The 13315-nt window shown below is 59.5% G+C and carries 11 protein-coding genes; 7 read left to right on the plus strand and 4 right to left on the minus strand.

Features of this window, described 5'->3' with window-relative positions:
• Positions 1–79: 79 nt before the first annotated feature.
• The 4 genes from HU731_RS07550 to HU731_RS07565 form a co-directional block, all read right to left on the minus strand.
• Positions 80–709, minus strand: a complete 630-nt coding sequence (locus HU731_RS07550) for a C40 family peptidase (RefSeq protein ID WP_003193051.1) — start codon at positions 707–709, stop codon at positions 80–82.
• A 209-nt stretch (positions 710–918) separates the two neighbouring features.
• Entirely contained in the window at positions 919–1623 is a 705-nt protein-coding gene (hda, locus tag HU731_RS07555; RefSeq protein ID WP_003193052.1) for a DnaA regulatory inactivator Hda, read from the minus strand.
• 203 nt (positions 1624–1826) lie between these two features.
• The gene (locus tag HU731_RS07560; RefSeq protein WP_186606988.1) at positions 1827–2900 is read right to left on the minus strand and encodes an AI-2E family transporter; all 1074 of its coding nucleotides are present in this window, start codon (positions 2898–2900) and stop codon (positions 1827–1829) included.
• Positions 2901–2955: 55 nt separating this feature from the next.
• On the minus strand, positions 2956–3996 hold the full coding sequence (locus HU731_RS07565) for a DUF2066 domain-containing protein (RefSeq protein ID WP_186606987.1): 1041 nt from the start codon (positions 3994–3996) through the stop codon (positions 2956–2958).
• Positions 3997–4337: 341 nt separating this feature from the next.
• Between HU731_RS07565 and purM the strand changes: the two genes are divergently transcribed.
• From purM to HU731_RS07600, 7 genes are all read left to right on the plus strand, one after another.
• Positions 4338–5396, plus strand: a complete 1059-nt coding sequence (gene purM / locus HU731_RS07570) for a phosphoribosylformylglycinamidine cyclo-ligase (protein ID WP_014719398.1) — start codon at positions 4338–4340, stop codon at positions 5394–5396.
• Positions 5396–6046 (plus strand): phosphoribosylglycinamide formyltransferase, encoded by a 651-nt coding sequence (gene purN, locus HU731_RS07575; RefSeq protein WP_003193061.1) that lies wholly within the window; start codon positions 5396–5398, stop codon positions 6044–6046. The genes purM and purN overlap by 1 nt, the downstream gene beginning before the upstream one ends.
• 8 nt (positions 6047–6054) lie before the next feature.
• Positions 6055–6768: a DUF3108 domain-containing protein gene (locus HU731_RS07580; RefSeq protein WP_186606986.1), complete on the plus strand. Its 714-nt coding sequence runs from the start codon at positions 6055–6057 to the stop codon at positions 6766–6768.
• An 869-nt stretch (positions 6769–7637) separates the two neighbouring features.
• Entirely contained in the window at positions 7638–7826 is a 189-nt protein-coding gene (locus tag HU731_RS07585) for a hypothetical protein (protein WP_003193064.1), read from the plus strand.
• Between the two features lie 186 nt (positions 7827–8012).
• Positions 8013–9938 carry an IucA/IucC family protein gene (locus tag HU731_RS07590; protein WP_186606985.1) on the plus strand — a complete coding sequence of 642 codons (1926 nt, stop codon included), beginning with the start codon at positions 8013–8015 and terminating at the stop codon, positions 9936–9938.
• Positions 9928–11148: an MFS transporter gene (locus HU731_RS07595; RefSeq protein WP_186606984.1), complete on the plus strand. Its 1221-nt coding sequence runs from the start codon at positions 9928–9930 to the stop codon at positions 11146–11148. Before HU731_RS07590 ends, HU731_RS07595 begins: the two co-directional genes overlap by 11 nt.
• A gap of 2 nt (positions 11149–11150) precedes the next feature.
• Complete coding sequence (locus HU731_RS07600; protein WP_186606983.1) at positions 11151–13271, plus strand: TonB-dependent receptor; 2121 nt, start codon at positions 11151–11153, stop codon at positions 13269–13271.
• Positions 13272–13315 lie beyond the last annotated feature (44 nt).

Here is a 13315-nt window from a genome sequence, read left to right on the forward strand (position 1 = left end):
CAAAGCTCGCGCGAACGGATGACAACAATGTCCAGGGATTCTAGCGCTTACACGTCAAACTTCAAGTATCACTTTAACTTTACTTACTAGCGGTAACCGTAGTCGGGGCCATGGCGAGTGCGCGCTTGGCTTCGATGAAGGTTTTGCTCCAGTAGCTGTCACCCAGGTTATCGACCCGAACACCACCACTGCGGCGGCTGCTGGAGTGAATAAACTGGTTATCGCCCAGGTAGATACCGGCGTGGCTGACACGACCGCGGCCACTGGTACTAAAGAAAAGCAGATCACCGGGCTTGAGGTTGTTTCGTGCGACCAACGGTGCATTCACGTTGATCATCTCGCGTGTAGAGCGCGGCAGGTTCATGCCGGCTTCTTCACGAAACAGGTAGCCAATGAACCCGCTGCAATCAAAACCGGCTTCCGAGGTGCCGCCGAAACGGTAACGGGTACCGATCAAGGACATGCCGCGCTCAAGGATGCTGTCGGCCAGAAGTGGCAGCTGGTAAGGCTTGCTGTCAGAGAACTCGGCGAGTTCTTTTTCGGTTGCCACCTCTTCTTCATAAACAGAAGCAGACTGTGCAGCAACGAACTTTGCCTGATTTTGAACCTGTGGTTTTTGCTGTTCTGCCACCTGCTGAGGGTGGGAGGCGCAACCAAACAACAGGGTAACGAGTGCGAGAGGCACGAGGGGTGCGAAGCGATTTAGCATGGGCACGACCGTGGCTGATGTGTAAAGAAGCCGAGACTATGCCCTCTATCACATCGATTTGCAAATTCAATCGTGATCTATGTGACTTCCCGTTTCGACCGTGACATCTAAGCCGTGATTCCATTTATTGCTTCAGTTGCGTAGCCCTTAAGGCTCAAACGCAGGTTTTCTGACGCCTTAAAAATGCCGACACATGGAAAATCAAGACCTTACCAGCCCAAGGTTTCTTTGAGGAAAGGGATCGTCAATTTTCTTTGCGCCTGTAAAGAAGCCTGGTCGAGCTGTTCAAGCAAATCGAACAGCGCGCTCATGCTGCGGGTACCACGGGTGAGAATAAAGTGCCCGACTTCGTCGGTCAGGTGCAGGCCACGACGGGACGCACGCAGTTGCAGCGCACGCAGCTTGTCCTCGTCGGACAACGGGCGCATCTGGAAGATCAGCGCCAAGGTCAGGCGCGACTTGAGGTCGGCCAGCTTCACCGGCAGCTCGCGGGGCGAGGTAGAGGCCGCAATCAGCAGGCGTCGGCCGCTGTCGCGCAGGCGGTTGAACAAATGAAACAGCGCCTCTTCCCATTCCGCCTTGCCGGCCACTGCCTGCAAGTCGTCGAGACACACCAGTTCGTATTGCTCAAGGTTATCGAAGATGCCGATGCCGCGGTCCATCAACTCTGCCAGGGGCAGGTACACCGCCGGCTCGCCCATCTGCTCGAAACGCAGGCACGCGGCCTGCAGCAGGTGGGTGCGCCCCACGCCATGCTTGCCCCACAGATAGATCAGGCTTTCAGTCCACCCGGCGTCGGCTTCGCAGAGTCGCTCGACATAGCCGAGTGCAGCGGCATTGGCGCCTGGGTAGTAGTTGATAAAGGTAGCGTCATCACGCAGACGCACACCTAGGGGCAGCTGAATCGGTTTCATGCTGACTGAACGGCTCCCATCGAACCGTTAGTGGCCTCTGTGTAAAGTTTGCAAAGTTTATACCCGTGACGCCGGGCGCACAATGCAGCAGACCACAAGCAAAATCAAAGGTTTGCGTTAACTCGCAGGTTTACGCGAATTGTTTGACGCCCCCGACGCCAATAACAACAAACCCGGCCAGGGCCGGGTTTGTGACATTGCGATTACAACTCGGGCTCGTCCACCCCTGTGTAAACGTCCGAATCCTTGTACAGGTCGTGCACATGGCGCACCAGCACCATGATCACCGCTGCCACCGGCAGCGCCAACAGGATGCCGGTAAAGCCGAACAGCTCGCCACCCGCCAGGATTGCAAAGATTACTGCCACCGGGTGCAGGCCGATTCGATCGCCCACCAGCAGCGGTGTCAGCACCATGCCTTCCAAGGCCTGGCCTACCATGAACACCGCGACAATCCCCAGCATCGGGTACAGGTCGCCGCCGAACTGGAACAGCCCGGCCACCAGCGCTGCACCGATGCCGATCACAAAGCCCATGTAGGGCACGATGGCCGCGAGGCCCGCAATCAAGCCGATCAACAGCCCCAGCTCCAGGCCGATCGCCATCAGGCCGGCAGCGTAAATCACCCCCAGCGCCACCATCACCAGTAACTGGCCGCGCACGAAGGCGCCCAGTACCTCATGACACTCCGCCGCCAGGGAAACCACGCGCTCTTCCCGGTCACGGGGCAGCAGGCTGCGGATCTTGGCCATCATGATGTCCCAGTCTCGCAGCAGGTAGAACGCCACCACCGGGATCAGCACCAGGTTGGTCAACCAGCCGATCAGCGCCAGGCTGGAAGCGGTCGCTTGGCTGAGCACCACCGTGACGATATCGGTGGTCTTGTCCATATGCTCGCTGATGGCCGCCTTGACCTTGTCGAACTTCCAGAAGCCATCCGCCAGCCCGAACTTGGACTGGGCCCACGGCATTGCCGTGTGCTGCAACCAGTCGAGCATCTGCGGCGCCAGCTCATAGAGGCGGAACATCTGCTTGGCCAACATCGGCACCAATATCAACACCAGCGCCGTGATGATCAACGTGAACAGCGCAAACACCGTGATCACGCCCCAGGTGCGCGACATGCCGACTTTTTCCAGGCGATCCACCACCGGATCGAACAGATAGGCGAGCAGCAGCGCCACCAGGAACGGCGTCAGGATCGAATGCAGCAAAAACACAAAAACGCACAGCAGGACAATCCCGCCAAGCCACACCCAACGACGCGTATCCGCCATATACCACTCCATCTGTTATTTACGCCCTTCTTCTATATAGAAGGAGGAACACCATTTACCAACGAAAACGCAGTTGCGCCTGGGGCTCAGGTGCAGCAGCTGGTTGTGTGCCATCGACCACGGCTGGCTGGGCCGAGGCTTCGCCAGCAGGAATTTCCTGCAGCTTGGCCAGGCTCAATTGGGTGCGCAGTTGTTCGGCACTGCCATTGACGCGATACACGATCCGGTTGCCATCCACTAACTGCGGCTGGCCGCCAAAGGGCTCGAGCAGGCGACCCAGGGCGGCGTAGCGCTCCAGGTTCATGCCTTGCACTTCAAGCAGTTGCTCAGTGCTCACGCCCGGCTTGACCGCAAAACGTGGCGCCAGCTTTTGGCTGACCGCCAGCAAGACAGCGTCGGCGAGCGCGGCAGTGTCAGCACCCTGGGCGGTGCCCTCCTCAGCCTTGTCGCCCAGCCACAGGCGCCATTTGGCCTGCCACTGGCTGCCTTCCTGGCGCGCATGCACCGCCAGCAACGCATCGGCGCCGTAGCGCTCGGACGCTGCACGCAACGGCGTGGCGTCCGGACTCTCAAGATTCGGCGCGGTGGCAACTACCTGTTCATCCAGGTCACCCAGCGGCAAGCGCAGCGGCAGCCCCCGGTGTTGCGCGGCCCGGCGCAGGGCCTGGGCAACGGCCTGGCCATCGCCGACCAGGCTGCTGCCTTCAGTTGAATCGTTCAGCCACCAACCCAGGATCGACGGCCGGTTGCTGCCCCAGATCGACAGGCCGGCATCACGCAAGGCGCGGTCGGTGCTGACCGGGTCGAAGTCCACTTGCAGGCTTTCCGGCGGGCCGGCGTCGTAGCCGTACTGGCTGATGATTTGTTGCGGGTCTTTGCGGATAGCCGCCAGGCCCGGGCCATCGGCGGCCTTGGCGTCGCCGGTCAGGCGGATCACCAGGGTCTGCACGGCGCGCTGGGTGGCTTGGTCGCGCTCTTGGGGCGACTGGCTGCTGACCGGTTCAAGCACTTGATAGAGGCCATTGAGGGTTTCGGCATGACTCGCCAGGCTGACCAACGACAAACAGCCCACAAAGAAGAATTTACACAGACGCATGGAAGATTCCCGAACGACAAATTTAGCGGTTGGAACAGACCGCGTGATCTCGGTTTGGCAAGGCTGTGACACAGCGACCGGTAAAACATTCACAGGGTCCCGGTAAGTTTTCATACTGTCATAACGCTAGCGAGCTCAAGGCTATACCTTAATACGCACGATTACCGGCCCGATTTGCATTTTTTTGAGCTCATATGCCCTGCCCGTCGGCCCGAGGATGGCCGCTGCCCCTCAAGCCTGATAAAATCGCGCGCCTTCGCAGACCGTCAACGGCAGGGCCCTTTCCAAAAGCCCCCGCCCGCCCGGTCGTTACCCAGAAATCCCCCCTAAAGGCCTGGATCATGAGCAAGCAACCCTCCCTGAGCTACAAGGACGCCGGTGTAGACATCGACGCCGGTGAAGCATTGGTCGAACGCATCAAGAGCGTCGCCAAGCGCACTGCGCGCCCTGAAGTCATGGGTGGCCTGGGCGGTTTTGGCGCCCTCTGCGAAATCCCGGCCGGCTACAAGCAGCCTGTACTGGTGTCCGGCACCGACGGCGTGGGCACCAAGCTGCGCCTGGCCCTGAACCTGAACAAGCACGACAGCATCGGCATCGACCTGGTCGCCATGTGCGTCAACGACCTGGTGGTGTGCGGCGCCGAGCCGTTGTTCTTCCTCGACTACTACGCCACCGGCAAGCTCAATGTCGAGACCGCTACCCAGGTTGTGACCGGCATCGGCGCTGGCTGCGAACTGTCGGGTTGCTCCCTGGTGGGCGGTGAAACCGCTGAAATGCCAGGCATGTACGAAGGCGAAGACTACGACCTGGCCGGCTTCTGCGTGGGTGTGGTGGAAAAAGCCGAGATCATCGACGGCTCCAAAGTAGCCGCTGGTGACGCCCTGCTCGCCCTGCCATCGTCCGGCCCGCACTCCAACGGCTACTCGCTGATCCGCAAGATCATCGAAGTGTCCGGCGCCGACATCGAGAACATCCAGCTCGACGGCAAGCCACTGACCGACCTGCTGATGGCGCCGACCCGCATCTACGTCAAGCCACTGCTCAAGCTGATCAAGGACACCGGCGCCGTCAAGGCCATGGCCCACATCACCGGCGGCGGCCTGCTGGACAACATCCCGCGCGTACTGCCAAAAGGCGCCCAGGCGATTGTCGACGTGGCCAGCTGGCAGCGCCCGGCAGTCTTCGATTGGCTGCAGGAAAAAGGCAACGTCAACGAAACCGAAATGCACCGCGTGCTGAACTGCGGCGTGGGCATGGTGATCTGCGTCGCTCAGGAACACGTTGAAACCGCGCTGAACGTACTGCGTGAAGCCGGCGAGCAACCTTGGGTCATTGGCCAGATCGCCACTGCCGCCGAAGGCGCAGCCCAGGTTGAACTGAAGAACCTCAAGGCTCACTGATGCCCCAGACCTGTGATGTCGTGGTGCTGCTTTCCGGCACCGGCAGTAACTTGCAGGCCCTGATCGACAGCACGCGCACCGGCGACAGCCCGGTGCGCATCGCTGCGGTGATTTCCAACCGCAGCGACGCCTACGGTCTGCAACGCGCCCGTGACGCGGGTATCGATACCCGCTCCCTGGATCACAAGGCGTTCGACGGTCGCGAGGCCTTCGACAGCGCCTTGATCGAACTGATCGACGCCTTCAACCCCAAACTTGTCGTCCTTGCCGGCTTCATGCGCATTCTCAGCGCAGATTTCGTCCGGCACTACGAGGGGCGCCTGCTCAATATCCACCCTTCCCTGCTGCCCAAGTACAAAGGCATGCACACCCACCAGCGCGCCCTCGACGCCGGCGACAGTGAGCATGGCTGCAGCGTGCACTTTGTGACAGAGGAACTCGATGGCGGGCCTCTGGTCGTACAGGCAGTGGTTCCGGTAGAGTCAGGCGACTCGGCGCAGACGCTTGCGCAACGGGTTCATACCCAGGAACACAGGATTTACCCACTGGCTGTTCGCTGGTTTGCCGAAGGACGGTTGATTCTTGGCGACCAGGGTGCATTATTGGACGGCCAGTTACTCGCGGCCAGCGGCCACTTGATTCGAACCTAGGAGATTTTATGCGTCGCGCCCTGCTTTTCGCTTTTGCGCTGTTCGCTTTGCCTGCCGTACAAGCGGCAGACCTTCACCCCTTCTCCGTCAGCTACACCGCCGACTGGAAACAGCTGCCCATGAGTGGTTCGGCTGAACGCAGCCTGGTCAAGAATGGCAACGGCACCTGGACCTTGAATTTCAAGGCCTCGATGATGATCGCCAGCTTGACCGAAACCAGCGTGATCCTGTTCGACAAGGACACCCTGCAACCCAAGAGCTACAGCTTCGAACGCGGCGGCCTGGGCAAGGCGAAGAAGATCAACTTGGACTTCGACCAGAGCGCTAAAAAAGTCACCGGCTTTGAAAACAAAGACCCGGTCAATGTCACGCTCGAAAGCGGCATGCTCGACAAGTCCACCTACCAGCTTGCTCTGCAACGCGACGTTGCCGCGGGCAAAAAGAGCATGAGCTACCGCGTGGTTGAGGGTACCGATACCGATACCTACGACTTCCGCGTGATCGGCTCGGAAAAGGTCCAGACCAAGGTCGGTTCGATCGACGCGATCAAGGTCGAGCGCGTGCGCGACCCGTCGCAGAGCAAGCGCATCACCCAGATGTGGTTTGCCAAGGACCAGGGCGGCATCCTGGTTGCCCTGCGTCAGGTTGAGACCGATGGCAAGGAATACAACATCATGCTGCAGGATGGCACCGTTGACGGTAAGGCCGTCAAAGGCAGCTGATTGCTGATGCACCGGAAAAGAGCCTCGCTGAATGCGGGGCTTTTTTTTGCCTGGCATTTTAGGGGGAGCCACTACCGCTATCGCAGCATAGGTATCTACACAACTTTGGTGCGGCGCAGGACCTGTGGCGAGGGAGCTTGCTCCCGTGACGACCGGATAGCCGACGCTGTTCTAACTGACGCACCGCGATCCAAATGTGGGAGCTGGCTTGCCTGCGAAGACGGCCTGCCAGCCGACCGGGATATTGGATTTGACCGAATACATATCCATTATTTAGGTAACGGCCACTTAGGGTTCCGCCCTGACGGCGGCTCACTTTCGAAAAGCGCGAAAGTAAGCAAAGCGCTCTTGCCCCACCACTCGGCACCTCGCCTAGGCTCGGTGTGCCCGTAATCCGCCAGTGATTTGGGGGGCCGCCGCCCCGCGCCATCCATGGCGCGGGGCGGCTAAACCGGCATCCCTGCCGGTTTACCCCCCAAATCCCTGTCGAATTCCGGCCAGCGTGGTTTAACGGGGCGCTTAAGATCAAAATCAAAAGCAGATCAAGAGCAGATCAAGAGCAGATCAAGAGCGGCTCTCTTCGCATCGTGGTTACCGTCTGCTGCTACAGCCTACAAAGTTGTGTAGATACCTATGGCTTGCCTGCAATGGCAGTGCCGAGGTCAACCTGGCCGCCCCGAACATGAAACTTTTGTCATAAAGCCTCTGCCGTGGCGACGCAATGCCTCGGTTTACGCGGCCTCCAGCATTGTTGCGCTTCCTGCAATGAATTATTGCGCGCAAAATCAGTTTACTTAGCAAGCTAACAAACCATATAACAAAGGCCTGCGACGACTTGCCGCAGATCAACCAGAGATTGGAGCAAGCAGATGACTGTAAAAGTAACTGAACGCGACGATGAACATATGTCCCATGAAGCAGTAGGCCACGGGATTCACATCTGGGATGTCCATCAGCAAGACGTATTGGTCGGCATGTTCCACAACGAGAGCGACGCCCACAATTATAAAAACGAGCTCGAAACTCTCGAACTGCAACGCCAGGCAAAAAGCTCCTGAAGCTCTGAAATCATGTGGACGCCCGGCCCACGCAGCCGGGCCGTCTACAAGAAACCGCGCCTTTGGAGCGCGGTTTTTTTGTCAGTAATCGCCATAAATTAATGTAACAAAAACACACACAAATAATGATTCTCGATATCATTCGTGCACCTTTCATTCAGGCTCACGAATCAGGGAATCAATTAGATGCATGGAAATAGCAGCAAGCCAGAAAACGCATTACTGGAACGCTGGAGCGAAGCACTTGCCACCGCGCAATTTCAGGCCAGCCACATCAGCCTCCAAACCCTGATCAATACGCTGGCACCCGCAGCCGAACGTAGCTTGCAACGCCTGATCCAAGCTTTGTTTCGTGAAAGCCTGCTGGACCCCAGCACCCTCCTTTATGACGAACACGGGCATTGCTCGCTGACACTGCCTTGCCAGGCCCGACTGCGTTTCGAACATTTGCGTCCTGGCCGCATGGCGAGCTGGGACCTGCGCGGCGACGTCATCCTGTTGCGCGAAGGCCAGCCCGAACAGAAAATCCAGTTCCCCTCACAGTTGTTGACGTTGCTTAACGCCAGCCTTGAGTCGCCTGCCGATCGGGAAGTGCTCAACCGCCTCAACGTCGAGATCGACGACAGCTTCATCAGTGACACCTTGTGCCTGGCCTTCCATGAGCAATGGACGCTCAAGCTGCATGCGTCCCTAGGCCCGGAGCATCAAGACAATCTGCTGAGTCATCTCAAAAACAGCCCGAGCGTTATCAACCCGACTTCCGTGCTTGAACAATGGGGAACACTGGGTCACCCATGGCACCCCAACTACAAGACCAAGCTAGGCCTGAATACCGAGCAAGTCATCGACTACTCGCCGGAATTCGAAGCACGCTTTCCGGTATTGCTGTGCGCGCTGCATCGCCAATTTGCCCATGTCGAAAAGTTGGCCGGTACCGCCGATTACTGGCAGTGGTGGAGCGAGCACTTCCCGCAAGCGGCACAGCAACTGACCGCGACACTTCAAGCACAGGGCCTTCAGGCAGGCGATTATCTGCCATTGCCCGCCCACCCTTGGCAGGCACGCGAGGAACTGCCTCAACTGTTCGCCAACGAAATCGGCGACAAGCTGCTGGTGCTGACCGATATCGTCGCGTTTACCGCCCACCCCACCATGTCATTCAGAACCGTGTTGCCTGAAGGCCGTCGCGATGCACCGATGGTCAAACTGCCAGTGTCACTGCGTCTGACCAGCGTACAGCGCACCGTATCGCCGCGTTCAGCGCGCATGGGCCCACGGATCAGCCATCTGCTGCTGAGCATCCTGGAACGCGAGCCTGCGATTCAAAAATGCCTGAACATCGTTCCCGAGCGGATCGGTGTGCATTTCCAGCCACAACCGGCCAATGACGAGCACTCCCGCCACTTGGCGGTGCTCTATCGCGACAATCCCCAGAGCCAACTCCAGCCGGACGAAATGGCCGTACCGGTGGGCAGCCTGTTTGCCATTGATCAACACGGCCAGCCGCTGCTACGGCAATGGGTGCGCCTGAGCCAAGGCAAGGATGACGCGGCGGCCATGCTCGCCTTCTTCCATGATTACGCAGCGATCAGTGTGCCGGCGCTGCTGGGCATGTACCTGCGTTATGGCATCGCTTTTGAGGCCCATCAACAGAACTCGTTCATGGTGATGGCCGCAGACGGACAATTGAGCCGTCTTCTGTTGCGCGACTTCGGCGATATCCGCATCGACCGCAAGACCTTGCACGCCCACGGCCTGGACATTGAACTGCACGACCCGAAGATGACGCTGTACGACGACGCAGGTTTCGTACGGGACAAGCTGCTGCACACGGTATTCATGTGCCATCTGGGCGAGTTGGTGTTGCTTGCCGCGCGCCACTTCGACATCCCTCAGGCACTGCTCTGGAACGAACTATCGGCACAGGTCAGCCAGTGTTTTGACGACCTGCGCTCGCAGGTTGATCCGCAGCGCTGGGCCACCGAGCGCGAAGCACTGCTGGAGCAAGCATGGCCGGCCAAGTCGTTCATGCGCATGCGCCTGCTGGAGAGTCATGCCGATATCGTCGGGCGGTTGCCTAACCCGTTGAGCGCGGCCGCCAATGCCGACTAACAACACAGCGCTGCGGCTGCTGGTGGTGATTCAGTTGGTGTCGATGGGGGCGATGGAAATGAGCGGCCCGTTCTGGCCGCTGCAAATCCAGAAGCTGCTGGGCGTTGCCAATGCCCAGTACACCGGCCTGCTGTCTTCGCTGGTGTATGCCGGGCCGATGATGGCGGCGATGATCCTCACGCCCATGTGGGGCAGACTGGGCGACCGTACCGGCCATAAACCGATGATCATCCGCGCGCTGCTGGCCTTGGCGGTGTGCCAGGCGCTGGCTGCGATTACGCCTGATCCATGGTGGCTGGTGGTCATCCGCGTGATACAAGGCGCACTGGCCGGTTTCATCGCCGCAGCCCAAGCCTACGCGCTGGCCTGCTGCGGCGACGGCGGACGCGGGCACATTCTTGCCCGGCTGCAATCAGCCACTGCCGTAGGCTCCCTGGCCGGACCGGTATTGGGCGGCTGGCTGATGGACATATCCGGTTTCGCATTGCTGTGCTACAGCGCCACCGCCGTCTGCCTGTTGTGCGCGATAATCAGCGCGTTTTTACCCAGCGACTCACCACGATCGAGACCTGCCCGCACGTCCAAGCCTGCCGCACTCCCCAAAGGCTGGATTGGCGCGATGTTGGGGATCATCGTATTGATTCAGGCAGCCAGGATGATGCCGCAACCGTTTTACGCCTTATATGTCGCCCAGGTTTTGCACGCGCCCGCGTGGCTGATCGGCGCCAGCTATGGCGCCAGCGCCTTGACCCTGGCACTGTCCGCGCCGTTGTGGGGCCGCCTGTTCGATCGGCATCAGCCAGCCCATACGCTGCGCATCATCGAGTGGGTCACGTGGGCCTGCGCCTTCACGCTGGCCTGCACGGCGCTGGCCAGTGAATGGGTGGGGTTCATCGCCAGCCGGCTGCTGTGGGGCGTGTGGCAGGGTGCGTTGTTGCCCGTGGCCTACACACTGATCGCCACTACCGTAGCGCACAGCCAGCAGGGTTTTGCCCTGGGCATGGGCAACAGCGCCGCCAAAGCCGGTGCGCTGTGCGGCGCCTTGCTGGGCGGTATCGGCATGGGGTGGGTTGGCCTGACGCACAGCTTCTGGCTGGTGGCACTCACCTATGCCCTGGCCGCCGCGAGTATCCGAGTCATCCGTGCATTTGCGCGAGCGCCTGAGACATCCGATTTTTCTGTCAATACTTCTAATAACTCTGAGACATGATCATGAACACATCGCAATGGGCAGTACTGCTGCCACTTCTTGGGTCGATAAGCGCCCCTGCCTGGGCCGATCAGACCGAGCAGACACCGGCAGCGCCGACCAGCCTGCAACTGCAGGCAACAGTGGTTTCGGCCACGCGCAGCGAAACCAGCATTGCGCAGATTCCAGGCTCGGTGCAGGTGATCAATGAAGCGCAAATCCGCCAGCAGACGGGTGCAGGACGTCGGGTCGCCGATATCCTCGGCCAACTGGTGCCTGGCATTGCGCCTTCCAGCGGCGGCATGAGCAACTTCGGGCAGACGCTTCGCGGGCGTAATACCCTGATCCTGATCGATGGGGTTTCGCAAAACGCTACCCGCGATAACTTCCGCCAGCTCAACAGCGTGGCACCAGAAAGCATCGAGCGTATCGAAGTGATCTCCGGCGCCAGCAGTGTCTACGGCGCAGGCGCATCGGGCGGCATCATCAACATCATCACCAAACGCAACCAAGGTGAAGACCTGGCGTTCAGCAGCAAGATCGGCATGACCGCCGGCAACAACTTCAGCCACAAGGGTTTCGCTTACCAGGCCTTCCAAAGCGCCACGGGCCGCAAAGGTCCGGTGGACTGGTACCTCTCGGGCAACACCGTGCAGCGCAACGATCAGTTCGACGGTAATGGCAAGCGCATTCCCCAGGACACGTCCCAGGGCAGCAACATGGACACCGATACCTACGACCTGCAAGGTCGCTTCGGCTATGAGCTTGATGATGACAAGAAGATCAGCCTGTCGCTGCAAGACTATAAAGACGAACAAGACACCCGCTACACCAAGAACCCACGCATCACCAGCGACGCAGTCGCCGTAAAAGGCCTGGACCTGGGCGACCAACCCTACACCCATAACCAGGCGGTCAACCTCAACTACGCCGACAAGGATTTTTACGGCCAGGGTTTGCAGGTCGAAAGTTACTGGCGGCGGGCGGATGCACTGTTCTTCCCGGACCTGTCCCGAGGCCGGGCAGGTGTGTCCGATAACAACAGCGTGCAGGATGTCTACGGTCTGCGTGCGGCGATCGATACCCAGATGCCAGACATCGGCCCAGCAACGGGCAACCTGGTATGGGGCGCGGACTACGACCATGAAACCTCACGCCAGCGTGGCGACCAATACCGGGTCAATGGCCTGACCTACACCAAAACCGGTACCACGTTTGAACTGGGCCCAGATATCGAGACCACCACCAAAGCCATCTTTGGCCAGCTGTCCTACGACATCGACAACTGGACCTTGCGCGGTGGCGTACGTCGCGAGTGGATTGAGAGCAAGGTCTCCGACAGCATCGCATACGGCGAAATCGTCCAGACCGGCAACCGCGCGACATTGCCCGGTGGCACGCTCAAATACGATGACACGCTCTATAACCTCGGTGCGGTGTACCACCTGACCGACAACCAGGATGTGTTCGTCAACTTCAGCCAAGGCTTTTCCCTACCGGACATCCAGCGTTTCCTGCGTGACGTGAACAGCAAATACGATATTCAGGATCTCAATGCCCAGGCCCTGAAAGTCGACAGCTACGAGCTGGGCTGGCGTGGCGACTGGGACAAGTGGCAGGCCAGTGTCACCGCGTATGAAAACACCTCGGATGTCACGCAGTTCTATGATGCCAATGATCGTGTACTGCGCCTGATCAATCAGAAAGAACGCGTGCGTGGCGTCGAAACCGGCCTGACCTATAACATCACCGACCAATGGTCCGTCGGCGGTACTTACGCGTACGCCAAAGGCGAGACCCAGCAGAACGGCAAGTGGATCGACCTGCCTGCCACCCGCATCTCCCCCGCCAAGACCACAGCCTTTGTTGGCTATGAGCGTGACGACTACAGCCTGCGCTTGCAGGGCATGCGCCTGGCCAATTACGACGCGGCGGCCAAGGACAACAACGGTCGCGATATCCAGGGCTACACCCTGGTTGACCTGCTCGGCTCGGTAAGGCTGCCGGTAGGCCGCCTGGAAGGTGCGGTGTACAACCTCACCAACCGCAACTACCAGAACATGTTCGCCCAGGCCAACGCCCGCGCACCGTACCCGAATGCCGAGGGTCGTACCTTCAGCCTGAGTTACGCAGTGGATTGGTAACAGGCTGGTGCTGCACGTTTAAACACAACCCCCCGCATTATGGC

This window comes from Pseudomonas salmasensis (assembly GCF_014268375.2).
GTDB lineage: Bacteria > Pseudomonadota > Gammaproteobacteria > Pseudomonadales > Pseudomonadaceae > Aquipseudomonas > Aquipseudomonas salmasensis.

What these genes read in the sequence shown, in the direction of transcription:
- hda (WP_003193052.1), bottom strand. Translation starts at nt 1,623, where the DNA reads ATGAAACCGATTCAGCTGCCCCTAGGTGTGCGTCTGCGTGATGACGCT.
- HU731_RS07550 (WP_003193051.1), bottom strand. Translation starts at nt 709, where the DNA reads ATGCTAAATCGCTTCGCACCCCTCGTGCCTCTCGCACTCGTTACCCTG.
- purM (WP_014719398.1), top strand. Translation starts at nt 4,338, where the DNA reads ATGAGCAAGCAACCCTCCCTGAGCTACAAGGACGCCGGTGTAGACATC.
- HU731_RS07600 (WP_186606983.1), top strand. Translation starts at nt 11,151, where the DNA reads ATGAACACATCGCAATGGGCAGTACTGCTGCCACTTCTTGGGTCGATA.
- HU731_RS07585 (WP_003193064.1), top strand. Translation starts at nt 7,638, where the DNA reads ATGACTGTAAAAGTAACTGAACGCGACGATGAACATATGTCCCATGAA.
- HU731_RS07565 (WP_186606987.1), bottom strand. Translation starts at nt 3,996, where the DNA reads ATGCGTCTGTGTAAATTCTTCTTTGTGGGCTGTTTGTCGTTGGTCAGC.
- HU731_RS07590 (WP_186606985.1), top strand. Translation starts at nt 8,013, where the DNA reads ATGCATGGAAATAGCAGCAAGCCAGAAAACGCATTACTGGAACGCTGG.
- HU731_RS07595 (WP_186606984.1), top strand. Translation starts at nt 9,928, where the DNA reads ATGCCGACTAACAACACAGCGCTGCGGCTGCTGGTGGTGATTCAGTTG.
- HU731_RS07580 (WP_186606986.1), top strand. Translation starts at nt 6,055, where the DNA reads ATGCGTCGCGCCCTGCTTTTCGCTTTTGCGCTGTTCGCTTTGCCTGCC.
- purN (WP_003193061.1), top strand. Translation starts at nt 5,396, where the DNA reads ATGCCCCAGACCTGTGATGTCGTGGTGCTGCTTTCCGGCACCGGCAGT.
- HU731_RS07560 (WP_186606988.1), bottom strand. Translation starts at nt 2,900, where the DNA reads ATGGCGGATACGCGTCGTTGGGTGTGGCTTGGCGGGATTGTCCTGCTG.